At 39.0% G+C, this 14,284-nt stretch carries 10 protein-coding genes and 1 pseudogene; all 11 read right to left on the bottom strand.

What is annotated here, in order from left to right; translation table 11 throughout:
• Positions 1-17 precede the first annotated feature (17 nt).
• The gene (locus WDY75_RS25830) at positions 18-1,112 is read right to left on the bottom strand and encodes a hypothetical protein (RefSeq protein ID WP_063478649.1); all 1,095 of its coding nucleotides are present in this window, start codon (positions 1,110-1,112) and stop codon (positions 18-20) included.
• Between the two features lie 1,214 nt (positions 1,113-2,326).
• A complete protein-coding gene (locus WDY75_RS25835) occupies positions 2,327-3,052 on the bottom strand; it encodes a DUF6339 family protein (RefSeq protein WP_063478647.1) in 726 nt (241 codons plus the stop codon).
• Positions 3,049-3,939, bottom strand: a complete 891-nt coding sequence (locus tag WDY75_RS25840) for a hypothetical protein (RefSeq protein WP_063478646.1) — start codon at positions 3,937-3,939, stop codon at positions 3,049-3,051. The genes WDY75_RS25835 and WDY75_RS25840 overlap by 4 nt, the downstream gene beginning before the upstream one ends.
• Complete coding sequence (locus tag WDY75_RS25845; protein WP_063478645.1) at positions 3,929-6,013, bottom strand: hypothetical protein; 2,085 nt, start codon at positions 6,011-6,013, stop codon at positions 3,929-3,931. The genes WDY75_RS25840 and WDY75_RS25845 overlap by 11 nt, the downstream gene beginning before the upstream one ends.
• Before the next feature lie 12 nt (positions 6,014-6,025).
• A complete protein-coding gene (locus tag WDY75_RS25850; RefSeq protein WP_063478644.1) occupies positions 6,026-6,259 on the bottom strand; it encodes a hypothetical protein in 234 nt (77 codons plus the stop codon).
• A 357-nt stretch (positions 6,260-6,616) separates the two neighbouring features.
• A complete protein-coding gene (locus tag WDY75_RS25855) occupies positions 6,617-7,465 on the bottom strand; it encodes a DUF3883 domain-containing protein (RefSeq protein WP_063478643.1) in 849 nt (282 codons plus the stop codon).
• Positions 7,466-7,596: 131 nt separating this feature from the next.
• A complete protein-coding gene (locus tag WDY75_RS25860) occupies positions 7,597-9,633 on the bottom strand; it encodes an AIPR family protein (protein WP_063478642.1) in 2,037 nt (678 codons plus the stop codon).
• A gap of 5 nt (positions 9,634-9,638) precedes the next feature.
• Positions 9,639-10,598: a PD-(D/E)XK motif protein gene (locus tag WDY75_RS25865; RefSeq protein WP_197477092.1), complete on the bottom strand. Its 960-nt coding sequence runs from the start codon at positions 10,596-10,598 to the stop codon at positions 9,639-9,641.
• On the bottom strand, positions 10,591-13,101 hold the full coding sequence (locus WDY75_RS25870) for a Z1 domain-containing protein (protein ID WP_338841213.1): 2,511 nt from the start codon (positions 13,099-13,101) through the stop codon (positions 10,591-10,593). Before WDY75_RS25870 ends, WDY75_RS25865 begins: the two co-directional genes overlap by 8 nt.
• A gap of 114 nt (positions 13,102-13,215) precedes the next feature.
• Positions 13,216-13,935 (bottom strand): IS630 family transposase, encoded by a 720-nt coding sequence (locus WDY75_RS25875; protein ID WP_231888103.1) that lies wholly within the window; start codon positions 13,933-13,935, stop codon positions 13,216-13,218.
• Positions 13,836-14,252 (bottom strand): annotated as a pseudogene (locus WDY75_RS25880) (transposase); the annotation flags it as partial. The gene WDY75_RS25875 and the pseudogene WDY75_RS25880, both read right to left, overlap by 100 nt.
• Positions 14,253-14,284 lie beyond the last annotated feature (32 nt).

Raw genomic sequence — 14,284 nt, forward strand, 5'->3', positions numbered from 1 at the left:
CGCTCCTTTAAGTGTTTTTATAGAGAGGGGATGCTGAAAGAGTAATCAGGGTTATATTCCCCATACAAACGGCCTTCTGGGTCAAATGAAAAGCCAAGGTAATTCTTATAGAAGTTTAGGTGACGATGAAAGCTCCGGTTTATTCGCATTAAGGGAAGAGGTGGGCCTTTATCAAAATCCGAAAAAGTTCCGAGTAAGCCACCGTAGGTCTTGACTCTTGCATTCTTAGCGATCTGGTAAGAATAGCTTGCAACGACCATTTTTGAGAATAGATATTTCAAATGTTTGAACTTGAGCTCGATTCTTGTCTTATTCGTGAATAGAGTATTAAATTCAGGAAGCCAATTTTCTAACATTTGTCTATATATTTGATCCAAATTTGTAAATTTGAATATGGTGTCATCGTGCAGCCCCGTTTCTTTGTATGCAGAATGTTTCTCGATTTTTGTTAAAAACTCGTGAAGGTGCTTATAAAAGGCGCATCCCCAGATCCATACATACCCGGTTTTATGGAACGCTTGTTGAAAGTTTTTTAATGAAGCGTCATCCATTGCGGGGTAAGTAAAGTCTTTTGTAGCCCTAGGGTCCATGTCATCTGGATCACGTGCTCCTGAAGGAAGGTCGAATGCAACTGATGTGCTTGTGGATCTGTTTGTGATGTAGACTCTTTCGTCATCGGAGCTATTGACCAGAATAGGTCCCCCCATCCATGCATGTGAAAAAAAGCTCAGTTCCATAAGAGAACCAGGGACAGATGAGCCAATCTGTTGAACTTCTCTATATACATCAAGAATGGATAGAATATTACGCTGACCGTCTTTTAAAGAGTAGTGGCTCTCACCATGTTCTTCCGAACGATTATAATTATCTAGAGTAAGCTTCTTGTAAGGAGAGGGCGTTAATTTTGAAGTAAGGATAGTGAGCTTACCTTTGGGATATGTAACTGAAAGAGATATGAGATCTCCTCGACGAAAGTCAAAGATTTTAAATGTTAGATCTTCCTTTGTTTTATTTGCAACTAATATGCGCTTTACTCGATTATCGCAAAGCAGATAGAAATCCACATTTTTAAATTGATAATCAAAGCCAGCTACAAAAATATAGTGCTTCACATTAATCACCCTTTATATAGTATTAATGGATTTTAATACTATAGCTTCCCGAAAAACACAATATATATTCAATATTCAAAAAAATACCGATCTCATTGGATAAAAGTTGATAATTATAGCAAATCCCGAAGCTCAGCTTAAGAAAAATCATATTGAAATTGATGAAAATGCCGCAGCCTTGCAGTACGAGCAGAAAAATATTGGACAAATATTTTATACCCATGATGCCTCTACTGGCGAGTTCATCACTTTGGCATCGTAGTACATCACGGCTCAATACCTCTTCGGGCTAGACTCATATTAGAACATTTCACTCAACAAGGTTTCTGCCGAATTGATTTTGCGACATCTTGGAGCATTGTTGTGTATCTCGACCGCTTTGAAAGAAATTCTTGAAGTTTGTAGACAAAAGCTTTTTGATAAGTGAAATGAACGAGAAGCAGTAGACAAAAAGTCTACTGCTTTCTAGCCTGTCGAGACTTTCTCTACAGCCCGGCAGAATGGGGAATATATGTACCAAACTCTCTCCTAGGAGTGCTGAAATAGATGATGTCTGGTCCCTCGACTGGGTGTTTTTTTCGTTGAATAACAAAATTATATTCCCTATTAGTAGACCAAGCAGTAAGATACACATAAGTATGGACTGAGGAAAATGTTATATGAGACGTTGGACTGCAAAAGAAAAGAAAAGTGTTAATGTACTGTTTGACGCTAATATAAAGACATAAATTCCTGCATTATTACTATCTTCTATTAACAAAGAATGAAATTCACAGAAAAAATTACCTTCCATACTTCCGATTGAAATTGAAAAATACTTTTTTTGGACTTTTAAGTATGGGTACAGAAAGGACATCTAAGCATAAAAAAAGAAGTGGGCTATTAACCCACTTCTTCACTTTTCCCGCCAATACACCTCAACTATTAGTCTTTCCTGACCAACAGTGAGCAACATTCAACATGCACCGTATGCGGGAACATGTAGCAGTTGTTTCGCTTCTGTGTTAGTTGGTTAAAACCCTTGATTTACAGGGGTTTTAACTATGGCCTATTGTTGTATCTGTTTGTGTTTGATTGCTTGTTGACGATGTTCGTCAACAAGGCGTCAACAAAAAAATCAATAACGTTGAATATACAGGAGTCGAAAACAGTCTCCATGTAATGCCGAAATAGGTTTTGCCCCTGAATCGACATTAAAAATAACCTATTCCGCATTATGATATTTGCTTAATCCGTTTCACCAATATTTTTTCGACTTCTTCCGTATCCAATGTATCCAAGAGCGTAACGCCACCAATATTGTTGAGATGCTCGAGCAAAGGGCGATAGATCTTCCGATTGTAAATTGGTTTTCCCTTGCGCTCCATCTCAGCGATTACATTAATGACCCCGCGGGTTACGTTCGGATTCCAGGACAAACTGCGTTCAAGCACGTTATGTGCGAGGTCTTGTCTTGAAACCAGATACTTGGTCAGCTCAAATCGATCCTTGCGGTTCTCATCGTAGGTGAGATATCCGAACCACCAAAGTCTTGCAATGCCATTACGTGTTTCGGGTTTGTTTTTGATAAAAAAACGGTCATAAGGATCTTTCGCGCTGAAGATTGTACGTTCGGGAGGCCATCTCTCCTTCATATACTGCCAGCATGTGATATGAGTCAGATAAGCCCAGAAACCTTCTTCTACGGCTTGTGCCGGCGTCAGATCCTGCAGAGCTGTGTAGATATGAGCCGCGTTTTCGACATCGAAATTTTCACGACTACTGACGGGCATTTTGAGATTGATATCTTCTCTAAGTGGCACCCGGGACGGAGCTACCCATGTATCATGTCCGAAGTATTCGCTCAGCCAAGGTTTATCTTTTTGATACCACTCCGCATTGTGCAGCAGGTTGTGTTTTAATTGGCTGAGTGCGGTTTCTTTAATGAAGAATGTTTTCATCCTGTGACCTCACTTTCTTCGGAAGTAGTTTCTGTAGCCAAAAGGCTGGAGAGCGAGAGAGTCAGTGGATCGCCTATTAGCTCCTGTGCGATGGCAACAACGCCTTTTTCATACTCCTCCAGTTTGCTCATGTCGTAATTTTTTGCTTTCATACGTGCTTTGAGCGATTTGTACCAACGTTTATCTTCATAGAGCACAAAGTCCCCAAAGCTGTTCTTTATCTGCTCAAGCAGGGAGCTGAGCACTGGGGTAATAATGAGGGCGGCTAGGACATATTCATAACCGCCTGCACGCTTCAGTCCGTTGTAATTGTCGAAGTTACCCCGGGATAGTCTTATAACGATTTTGTCGTCGGTGTAGAGATAGTCAAGTGCCGGAGCTTTTCTTTCATCATTTCTGATTATCTGAAAGATGGAGGATACATGCCCGACAGGCTGAATTTTTTTGATTGCATGGAACTCTTTTTCCTGCGCGATAGCCAGTATATCGCCTTTGATAACCTTAAAGCTGTATCCTTCATAGTCCGAGTGGAATTTTGTGTTGCTGTAGTGGTCCATGGTAGCATTGGCTAAAATGAAAAACCTGACAACCACTCTTCCGTTAACGAAATCTCCTGGGATATCCACAGTAAACTGCTCGTCAGCTGTGGTGAGCAGTTTACGATATCGCGTGTCGGAGCACTCGAAATGAGCCGCATAGAGTGCTTGTTGCGAAGTGACCAACGCTCTGAGTTCGTCATTATTCGTTGAAAAGTGAATCTTGAAGCTGTAGCTACCAGCGCCACTTGAGGTTGCCGGTTCAATCACTGCAGTAAATTCACTTTCTGCAAAGTTATCGTTCAGGTTATACAGTACAGGGTGCGGAAAATGCCGGGAATTAAGCTTCATGGATCGAAACCTCCAGAGCGTAACGGTATTTGTCTTTCAGTTCGATTTGCAGCAGACTCTTTTCGCCTGCTTTCATGGCGATCGGTCCTAAGATCCCGTCTGCACGGACTGGAACCTTTGCTCCGCTGCCCTTCATTACTGCCGACTGGATTTCAGCCGCATCTGCTTCATCTTCTCCCACGATGCCGATTTTCAGCATCACTACGCCATCCTTGTCCGGGATAACCGAGACTTGATAAGATGCTGTGTCAGGGTTTGTGCAGAATGCCCGTGATTCTTTCAATTTAACAGGCTTTCTTTGGCTTGCCTTCTGGCTTCTGGATCCTGCAGTGTTATCCGCGGGAGCCTGTCCTGGATTTGGTGCATTACCCGGCCTGCTGCCGGGCTTGTAATCGGGCTTCGGTTCTCCTTCATCTGGGCGGTCTTCACTGTCTGGACGCTCAGAGCCGGGCTTGTCACCGGGCTTTGGTTCTCCTTCATCCGGACGGTCTTGACCGTCTGGACGCTCAGAGCCGGGCTTGTCATCAGGCTTCGGTTCTCCTTCATCCGGGTGGCCTTCACCGTCTGGACGCTCAGAGCCGGGCTTGTCACCAGGCTTCGGTCCTCCTTCATCCGGGCGGTCTTCACCGTCTGGCCACTCAGAAGCGGTTGCCACTTCCTGCATGGCGTATGAGACAGGATCTGACGGTTTACGAACAATATCCTTAACGGTAACCGGCAAGGGGTCCGTCTTTTCGCCATCGGGACCGCCTGCTGCATCTGATGCCTTTTCCTCATCTTCATCCGGAAGAAACTGATTCATCAGGTCCACATCCAGTGCCTCGGATGATTCCAGTGAAAGCAGTTTATTCACGTTTTCGTTGATCCATTTGAAAATGGCATCTTTAACTTTTTTGGCAAGTTTCGGATCTACCTCGTAAAGGTCAGGGACCCAATTGCGGTGATCCGGGGGTTCCATCCCACGAAGTATTTCATTGAGTCTACCGCCTTCGGCAACAAAAATGCCGGCAAACTTAATCGGGACTTGAAAACTTCCCTTGTCGAATATCTTCATCCCTGTTTTCCGGACCATTGCTACTCTCTTGGGGAATTCTTTTCCCTCGAGCAGGTGGAGTCGCACTTGGCCCATATTCAAAAGGTCATTTTTAATGATTGTAGGGGAGCTCAACGCTTTGTAGTAATGATACGCATAGTATTTGGCATCCCCCTTCAAGTGCTTTTCCAGCAGATCAGGAAGCGAAATCGTATCGATCAGCGTATCTTCAACCTTTACTACCAGGCGGTTATCCGCGATCGCCAGGAAAAAGTTTTCCAGAACGGAATTAATAACTTCTTCGCTCCAGTCGGGTTCATAGGAAAACCCCGCGATATACAGATCAGTTCCCGGTTCATTTCGGTTGTATAAGGTTGGCAGATCGGAAAGGCGTAGAGGCAGATTTTCCTGCGAATTGTGGTACCATCCCGTGCCTCTCGTTAATTCCCCTTGTTCATTTCGATGCGAAACGAGCATCGATACCCCTTGGAAGGCAGTTACATTCTCTTTTTCAGAAAGAGTTCCGTAAAATACACACTGCAGATCGGAACAAGCGAAAGGAGCATGCTTGCCGATTCCGTATGAGCCGCCGTCACCGCTCGGTTTATTAGAGACCCCCGTTGATTTTACAAGCGAATCCCAGTCACCGTCCTCGATAGTTGAACCGTCAACGCCTTTTGTGCCGTAGTCGCTGATTTTTAGCATCTTGATTTCGGCACCAGCAATGGTCTGCAGTGATTTCTCGAAGAACCTTAAAGCTTTTGTGTTATTAAGACAAGCTGCTTTGCATTGTTCCAGAATGCGTTCAAACTCATCTCTTCTCGGAAATTCGGAGGCAGGCAGGGTGTGCATTTTGAATTCAACCCTGACCGGCCCGTCGTTATTTAGGCTCTTGGCATCTGTTGAGTTTTGTATGGTTTCCCGGGCTAAAGAGTCCCATTTTGAGGTTTTAAAATGATACATCCCCGGGTTATTAAAGCCGTCTTTTGAACCGCCATTATTTAAAGGAAAGTTCCAATTCACTAATGAATTGTCGGCCACGATAATTCCCTCCTATCGATTTTTTTTGAAAGAGAATGAATACTGCTCTGAAGATGATTCTTCTTTAAAGCGGCCCTTTAAAGCCCGCAGTTCTTGATCCAGGGTATCCATAATTTGTTTAACATGCTCATCTGTGTAATCATAGTTGTTTTTGTTAGCGAGGTTACCTATCAAGCGCAACTTATGAATGACATCAGTTACTCTTTTTTCAGCAAGCCGTTCGAAGCGTTCTCTTTTTTCTTCCATGGACTATTCCTCCCACCAAGTTTCCTTTTCCCTGCTATAATTCTACATAGATTTATAGTCAATATATTTATAAAATATAGTACTATAAATAGAAAATGTAGTTTATTTAATGATTGATTATAATTAAATAATTAACAAAAATAAAAGAGGGATATTAATTCAAAAAAGTAAATCCAGGTTAAACATTATTCAAATATATTTAATATAGAGCATTAAATATTTAAAAGACCAAACAGACTACTGCAGTAATTCGGCAGTCTGTTTGGCCTTTGAGAAGAGAGATGAAAGACATTTCAACCAACAACTTCGGTAATGAGTCTCCAGCGTTCTCATATTGGAAGTCAGTGTCATTTATATTCAGAAGTGTCCACGAAAATGTGTAGGAGTATTCTTGCATATGCTCGACAAAGATCCGTTCATAATAAATAATCTTTTCTTTTTTTTAAAATTAAATACTCTATACAAGTAATAATTCTCGAAATGCTTCTCAGAAAATAAGAGTTCGTTCATTGTAAAATAAAAGGGATAGCATTTACCAAAATTAGTTGTCTTTACTTCAATAAATCTTTCTGTTCCATCGATATTATAAGATTTGATGTCATATCCTAATCCGTCACCTATTTCCTTTGACGCCCAACAAATACAGGAAGCTAAGTCCCCGCGGCCTAAGGATTGTAAACGTTCTTGTTCATATTGATAGATCAGCTGTTCTCCCATTTCACCAAGTGTCTTATTCCTATTTTCTCGATCAATGTAATCAACAGATACGTTTGGAAAACCACCTCTTCTTTTGGGGCCTTTATCGCTTATAGTGGGGCAATCCTCTAATAATTCTAGTAAGCTGGAATCAGCGTTCGGTTTCACGTCCACATTTTCAATAAATCCACTTTCAGTTATCTTGTCAAAAATGTCTAAGATATGTGTATTTACTTTAAAATAAACATCAATAGTATGGGAAACCAATGTTTGGTAGTTCCCCCTTGGCTTATACCCTTCTACATATGGTAAGCCCTTATCAATCATAGCAGCACTGATATTACAGTGTTTAAATTCAATTGATCCCCTTGAACGATCGGATAACATTGGTTTAAGTTTTTCAGCATTTACCGATTTATTATAAGTTTCCCCTTTTAGTTCTGTGATAAGCATATTCATATAGTCTGTGACTATTAATTCCACTTCATTTTTAGACCAGTCTTTCGGCATGATCAGCTCTCCAACGATTATTTGTGTCAATACATGTATGTCCAATTGCCTCGTAGTCCCTCAATAAACTTTTTATTTATACATCCTTGAAAATAGACGCCTGTCAAAACAACTGACAGGCGTCTGTTTCATTAAGCTATCGCCCCCTCATCCGAGGCTTTTTGAAATAATTGATACAATATTTTGCTTTGTTTTTCTGATGGTGGTGTTAAATAGCCTTTGGCCATCTTTTCTAAGATATCTAACTGAGTAAAAGATATGCTTGATGTTGATTCATATTTTTTATAATAAAGGAAAAGGTTATGCCACACCTCTCTATCTATATTGACAACAATTATTTGTAGTTCTATACCACTGTCTAACTTTTTATCCTTTTTATCTTCTTTATTAATATACTTTTTCTCGTCTTTATCCATAAGTAATTTACTATCAATTACTACGCCCAACTCTAATTGTTTTATTGTTTCCCAACAGCTTGTCTTTTTACACCATTGTGCGACGTTAGCTGATCCTTCTGGCGGGTCAGTAATTTCGTCGTATATTGCCTTTGAAATAATATTTATTGGATCGATTAAATTAGTCGGTAACTTCTGTTCTTCCCAGATAAGGTTGAAATTTAAGAATTGACCTGTTTTTTCTATGAGAGAGGATAGATACGATACAGTGTATGCCACAGTTTGAGCTCTAAATCCATTATCATACCAGTTGGCTTGAGACACCAGTTTTTCTACAGACCTAAATAAAATAACACGAGCTACAGCATCTTTGAAATAGCTTTCAGTGATCGCAAGATTATCTTTTTCTAACCAATTTGTTATATAGTCGGCAAATGCAGAAAAACTATATTGAGCTCCTCTTGAAACAATTTCAGGTTTTTGCAACCATGCATTTTCACTCTTAGATAAGAAAGTTTTATCCAATAGTTGTTGTTTAGGATGTTCTAATTGAAACTTTGTTTTCTCAGCTTTTGAAAGATATGCTTGCTCGTTTAAATATTCCCCCCTTACCCTCTCATAAAACCAATGCGTACGGCGTTGAGAACCACCTACTGTTGATACCCAATTTCTCTTGGAATAGTTCTTCATCTCTTTATGAAATGGACTATTTGAGAAGAAATCCGATTTATTAACTTTATTTTGTGTATTTGCATACTCAGATATTTTTGATACAAAGTCATTTTGTTTATCTTTATCCTTAACAACAGATAATTTCATCTGCACTGAAACATTAAACACATCCAGCTTGGAATTTTTTTTAGCCGCGTAGATAGCTGATGTTGTTTGGCCACCGTTAACAATTTGGAAGTTAGTTATTTTCGTTATATGACCAGCGCCGTCCAATTCCACGTCGCTTGCAGTTGCTGTAATGCCGTTATTATATGCAAAAAACATCTCTGGTTTATATTCAATCGTATTTCTAATCCCCTTATTTACACCGCCCTTGAATTGCAAGAACGTTCTTACATTTTGCTCAAACAATTTTTGGCCGTACTGTTCATATATATCAACTAATTGATTGCCTGATACAACAGTTAAATACGATTGATATTCATCGGATGTAGTTTTAATTTCTAAACAAGGTAAATCGATTTCGACCTCAAGTTGGTTATTATTTTGCTCTGACAAATAAATTTTATATATATACTCTATGTCGATAACCCTAAATTCAGTGTGAACTTCTTCGAGCACTTCTGTTGGTATCTCTATTAAGTTTCTTGTGGCCTTTCCATCTGTTAAAATTACCAAGCGGAATTTATTTATTTCATTGTTAATCTTATATCTATAAATATTATAGGCCATAGAATATGCATCGGAGGTTTCTTCCATGTCTCTATACAGCCCTTGCGTACATTTTCTCAAAAATGATTTTAGTCGATTTATTTTTGTGTTAATCTGAGTTTTCGTAAGAGTTGTTATGTCATCTTCTTGGAAAAATTGATGCACTAATACGGACAAAATTTTACGCTCTTCATCAAAATCATATCCGTGCACTTCGATACCGGTCTTAATATATTCAGCTGCAGTATAATTATTAGTTAGGTCTCCCGTTCTGACTAATTCTTCACAAATATTTTCAAAGAATGCCTGTGGCTTCATTAATCCTCTGCTATCGGCATCAGACAAAACTGATTGTAAAAAATCTTGATGAAATTCCTGTAAAGTGATCATACTTCTTAATTGCCTCCTTCCTGCAAAAATGTCTCAACTTCAATTTCAAATTCAGAACATAACGATAGATCAATAGAATATTGAACATGTACAATTTGATTTTTAACATCCATGGGAACAATTTTAGGAAATGAATCTGAGATTTTAAACAATTTTGTTTTATCTAAAATAAATTGCTGTAGCGGTTCTTTAATTATTTCCGGAATATATCCATATTGCATTAATTTATTTTCAAATAAATCTAGAATCTCATTAGATCCTGCCATAAGCAGTGTTCTAATACTATGCGAAATATCTTCCACATTTAGGCCATTTTCCGAGACTGTTAAAGCATATGACATTAAATACAATGGTTCTTTTTCAGAATGTAGTTGTTGAAGTGAAGAAATATGAGCAATCTCTCCTTTAGATGTTCGATGAGACTTCACTTCTACCACAGCTCCATCCAATAAAAAATCTTGCTTATCAAATTCAGGACCGACCCATGAGACTATAGCTTGATTGAGACCAACTTTATGAGCTGCAACTTCCTTTAAGCATAACAATTCTGAAAATAATCCCATTTGTTTTTCAATGGTAAATACTTGATTAAGATCTTGCTTCAACAATTGCTGCCAGCGTTTTAGACGATTTTCTACGGCCGTTAACATTTTCTCACTGGTATCATACCGTTTTGTGACTGCTACTAAATCCTCACATAGTGATAAGAATATTTCCCACTCTTCCTTTTTATTTAATATTAAAAACAGTTCAATGGTATTTTTTTTAGCTTTTCTTTTTATAATTGAGATTCCTTTGAGTTTGATTTTATTATCAGTAAAAATTATCGTATCAGCTACTTGTATACAAAAACCGTAATTACCCTGTAAATCAGTTATCCAGAAGAGGTTATGTGATGAGTCAGAGTCTACACGCCTTTGAGAAGATTCATCCATATTTGCCCAAGGGCTTCCACTGTTAGTCATCGAACTCCTCCTCATTTAATAACTCCTGGATGTAAACAGTATTTATCTTTAGTTTTACCGTTTTGTTTTCGCTTCTGACACCACCAGGAAAGCTAATTCCAAATGCCGCTAACTCATTATCCTGATCAGTGTCTAATATATGCAGCATTAAAAGTGGTCTCTCCATTTTTTCTCTAATACTTTTACGATTACTTCCGAACTGTTCACGGTCCTCGTTAGAGAGGGCTATAGCCTCAGCGCTACCAGATGATACTTGTCTATTTAAAATTTCGGAATACATGCCCTTATTTGAAATTTGTCTTTTTTCCTTTTTTATGGAAATATCAGCTGTTTCATAAGAATCTTTACTTTCTCCACCATATAAGGCAACATCCCACTTCGTATCCACATCAACAAGATATTTTTTCACAAATTCAATTGGCATTCTGGATTTTAATCCAAACGGATCAGCCGAAAACACTTGGAATTTGTCTAAAAAATCGCCCACTATGTTTTTGTCGATTTTTTTCCATAGATAACTACCACCCACTTTTAGATGGCCGTTTTTATAAGAATTCAAAATTATTAAGAGTTCGGAAATAGCTTGTAGATTTGTGTTTCTTATATCTATATCATTGTGCAGCCAACTCGTTTCTTTTAAATGACCATCCAATTTCATCTCAAAGTAAATGTCCTGACTGCTTTTTTGCTTATTTCTAGCGGTCACTTGTAATCCACTATCTGGATGATGTTTTACAGATAATCCAAAATCGTTAGGCGTCATTTTAGCTTCAGACATTCTATTAAAATTATCAATTAAATCTTCAGTGGCCTCAATGATTAGAGCAAAATTATCAATCATTGTTGATGACATATAAATCCGACATAAATCTTCATAACCCGGACGATACCCAAACCACCTGCCCATTTGCATTAATGTATCATAAAACACTGTATTCCTTAAAAAATAGCTGACACTCAAGCCCTCTAAAGTAAATCCACGAGATAGACTTGTTCCTCCAATGACAATTGCATTTGTCACTCGGTCCTTGCGGTACTCCAATGCGATTTTAGTGTCCGTATGCACCTCTCTAATAATAATTGTGTCAATTAGATCAGAAATACTTTCTAACACCGCCTGCCATTCAAACTCCAAATCATGATGATTTACAAAGGTTTCTTTCATACTTCTGATAAGTGCACTATGATTTTCAGCAGCAGTTAACCTACCGAAAGCGTTAATTTCCTTCCTTATATCTATTAAATAATTGTCTATATGCGTACTTAATCTCTGATGCATCAAAGTAAAGCGGGTAACGTGAATCAACATACTATTGTGCTTATTCCCTTGCCCTCTTAAATTCCTTATACCTACATTTATAATAAATAACCGAACTGCATCATACAGAGTACCCGGAATAGAGGGTAAATCAAAGTCCTTCTTGTGATTGGTTGGTATATCATCTAAATAATCATCAATAGTAATCAAATGTCTCTTATTAGTATCTAAAAATATTTTTCTCGCACCGAAGTAATTCGTAGGAGCTTTTAGTGCATATATAAAATCTTTAGGAAACAGATCTTTACCTACATCTTCATTTCCTGCTTCATGATCAATGAAGATATTCGCATATGGTGTGGCAGTATATGCAACATATGCACTCTTACGGAATAAACTAAGCAATTTTCTCAGCCTTTTATTGATAATTGTTGGGTCGTCCTCATTTTTGGTATTAATCGACGCATAATCAGATTCATCGTCAATTAATAACATTGCATGTTTAGCTATTTGATGTTTATATTGTGCTTCAAGCCATGTAATTACGTTGCTTAGAGTGCTAGAGTTTTTCTTAATGACTAATATAATAGGACTACTAATATTGTCAAAATTCAATCCTTGCGCATTTTTATTAGCATCCTGCCTGTTAAAATCTTGTTCCGTTGTAGTCAAACTTATTGGCAATAATTCCTTTCTCATATCTCCAAGTTTCCCCACACCTACCGGGATCCCCTTATCCATACCAACAAAGGATTCATTTAATCTCTCTTGAGTTTGATTTCTTAAATTGTTGATCCCGCCTGCAATAACAACAATAAACTTATATCCTGAATCAGCAGCTTTACATACTAACGCGGAATAGTTTGCTGTTTTCCCCGATTGAACATGGCCTACCACCATTCCATACCTCGAAAAACTTTCAACTGTTGGATCTTCAATGTTATCCATGACTATATCAGTATCTTCATTAATTGCCTTAACTACATCTGGTGAAAGTGATTTTTTGATATATTCTCTGTATCTATTCCAATAATAATTTTCATTTTTCTGCTTTTCTTTACTTGTCCACCATGAATTATCCCTCTGCTGCTGCTCCTCACCTTGAACTAAAATGCCATTTTCCATTTCAACATTGAAATGAGTCTCAAGCTCTCTCTGCATTCTATTCCAGTCATTATCAGATATAGGAGATACCCCTTTAACTGATAGAATTTGAGCGAATATGTCCAGTCCAACCTTAGACATCAAATCTTGTGTATTTTTTATTTCTTCATCAATTTTATTTTGTGGTAAAACTCCCTCTATATCTTGTAGTTTTTTGAAGATAAAATCTTTTATTATATAGACTGAATTTTTGATTTACATGCGGACACACAGCCGATTGATGACCTCCATGGACTTGGCATTTACACGTTTCATGAAGGCGGCTACGTTGATGCGAATGTGATAAAACTTCTTGTAAAATACGTTATGAATTACATCGCTTTTCAGCCACTTCCATAAGCCTTCAATCAAGTTCAGATCCGGGGAGTATTTCGGCAGAAAAACGAACTGCAACCGTTTATGTTTTCGCAAGTAGGCTTGTACTTGAGCGGAACGATGAATTCGGCCATTATCCAGAACCATCACGATTTTGCCTTCAGGATATGCCTCCAGCACAGCATTAAGAAACTGGATAAAAGCAGGAGCATCATACCGCTCGCCGTCACGGTAAAGCACGTGTCCGGTCTCATAGTTCAATACGCCAAACAGCTTCGCACCTTCATGGCGGCCATAAGTCGGAACCTTTCGCTGCTGCCCCACAGGGAACCAGTTATATTGCAGCGACTGATACGCACGAATCATACATTCGTCTTCAAACAGCAAATGGTCGATCTCTTGGTTCATCAGCTTTTTTTTAGTGCGGGAAAGGTCACCGACTTGAACGCTTCCTGCTCCGCAGGATCGGCTAACTCCATCGTATAGGTCGCTTTGGTATGGCTGAATCCGAGCCGGTGCAGCAGGACGGACATTCCTTTTTCCGTGTAGCTTTCGCCGAACTCTCGTTCGACATAGAGCATGGCCAGTTTTAGAGTCCAGGTATACTTGGCCTCGATCCCTACGTCGACCGGGCGTTTGTTAGCAACTGTGTCTGCCAGAATCCCCTCTTGCTCGTCAGTAAGACGGCGAGGTTTGCCAGGTGAATGGCCCATCGCCAGACCTTTGATTCCATCACGCTCAAAACGATGAATGTATCCGGCGGTAGTTTTCTCTGTACGTTTGATCATCTTCGAAATGTCTTTAATTGTGTGGCCCTCAAGGCGGTGGAGAACTGCCAAATAACGTTCATACATCCGTTTGTCGGAAGTTTCACGCAACGCCAGTTCAACTCGATGCTTTTCATCAGTGATTGTCATAAGATCACGTCCTAAAATGGTTATTTTCCTTT

Source organism: Paenibacillus glucanolyticus, assembly GCF_037333485.1.
Lineage (GTDB): Bacteria > Bacillota > Bacilli > Paenibacillales > Paenibacillaceae > Paenibacillus_AQ > Paenibacillus_AQ glucanolyticus.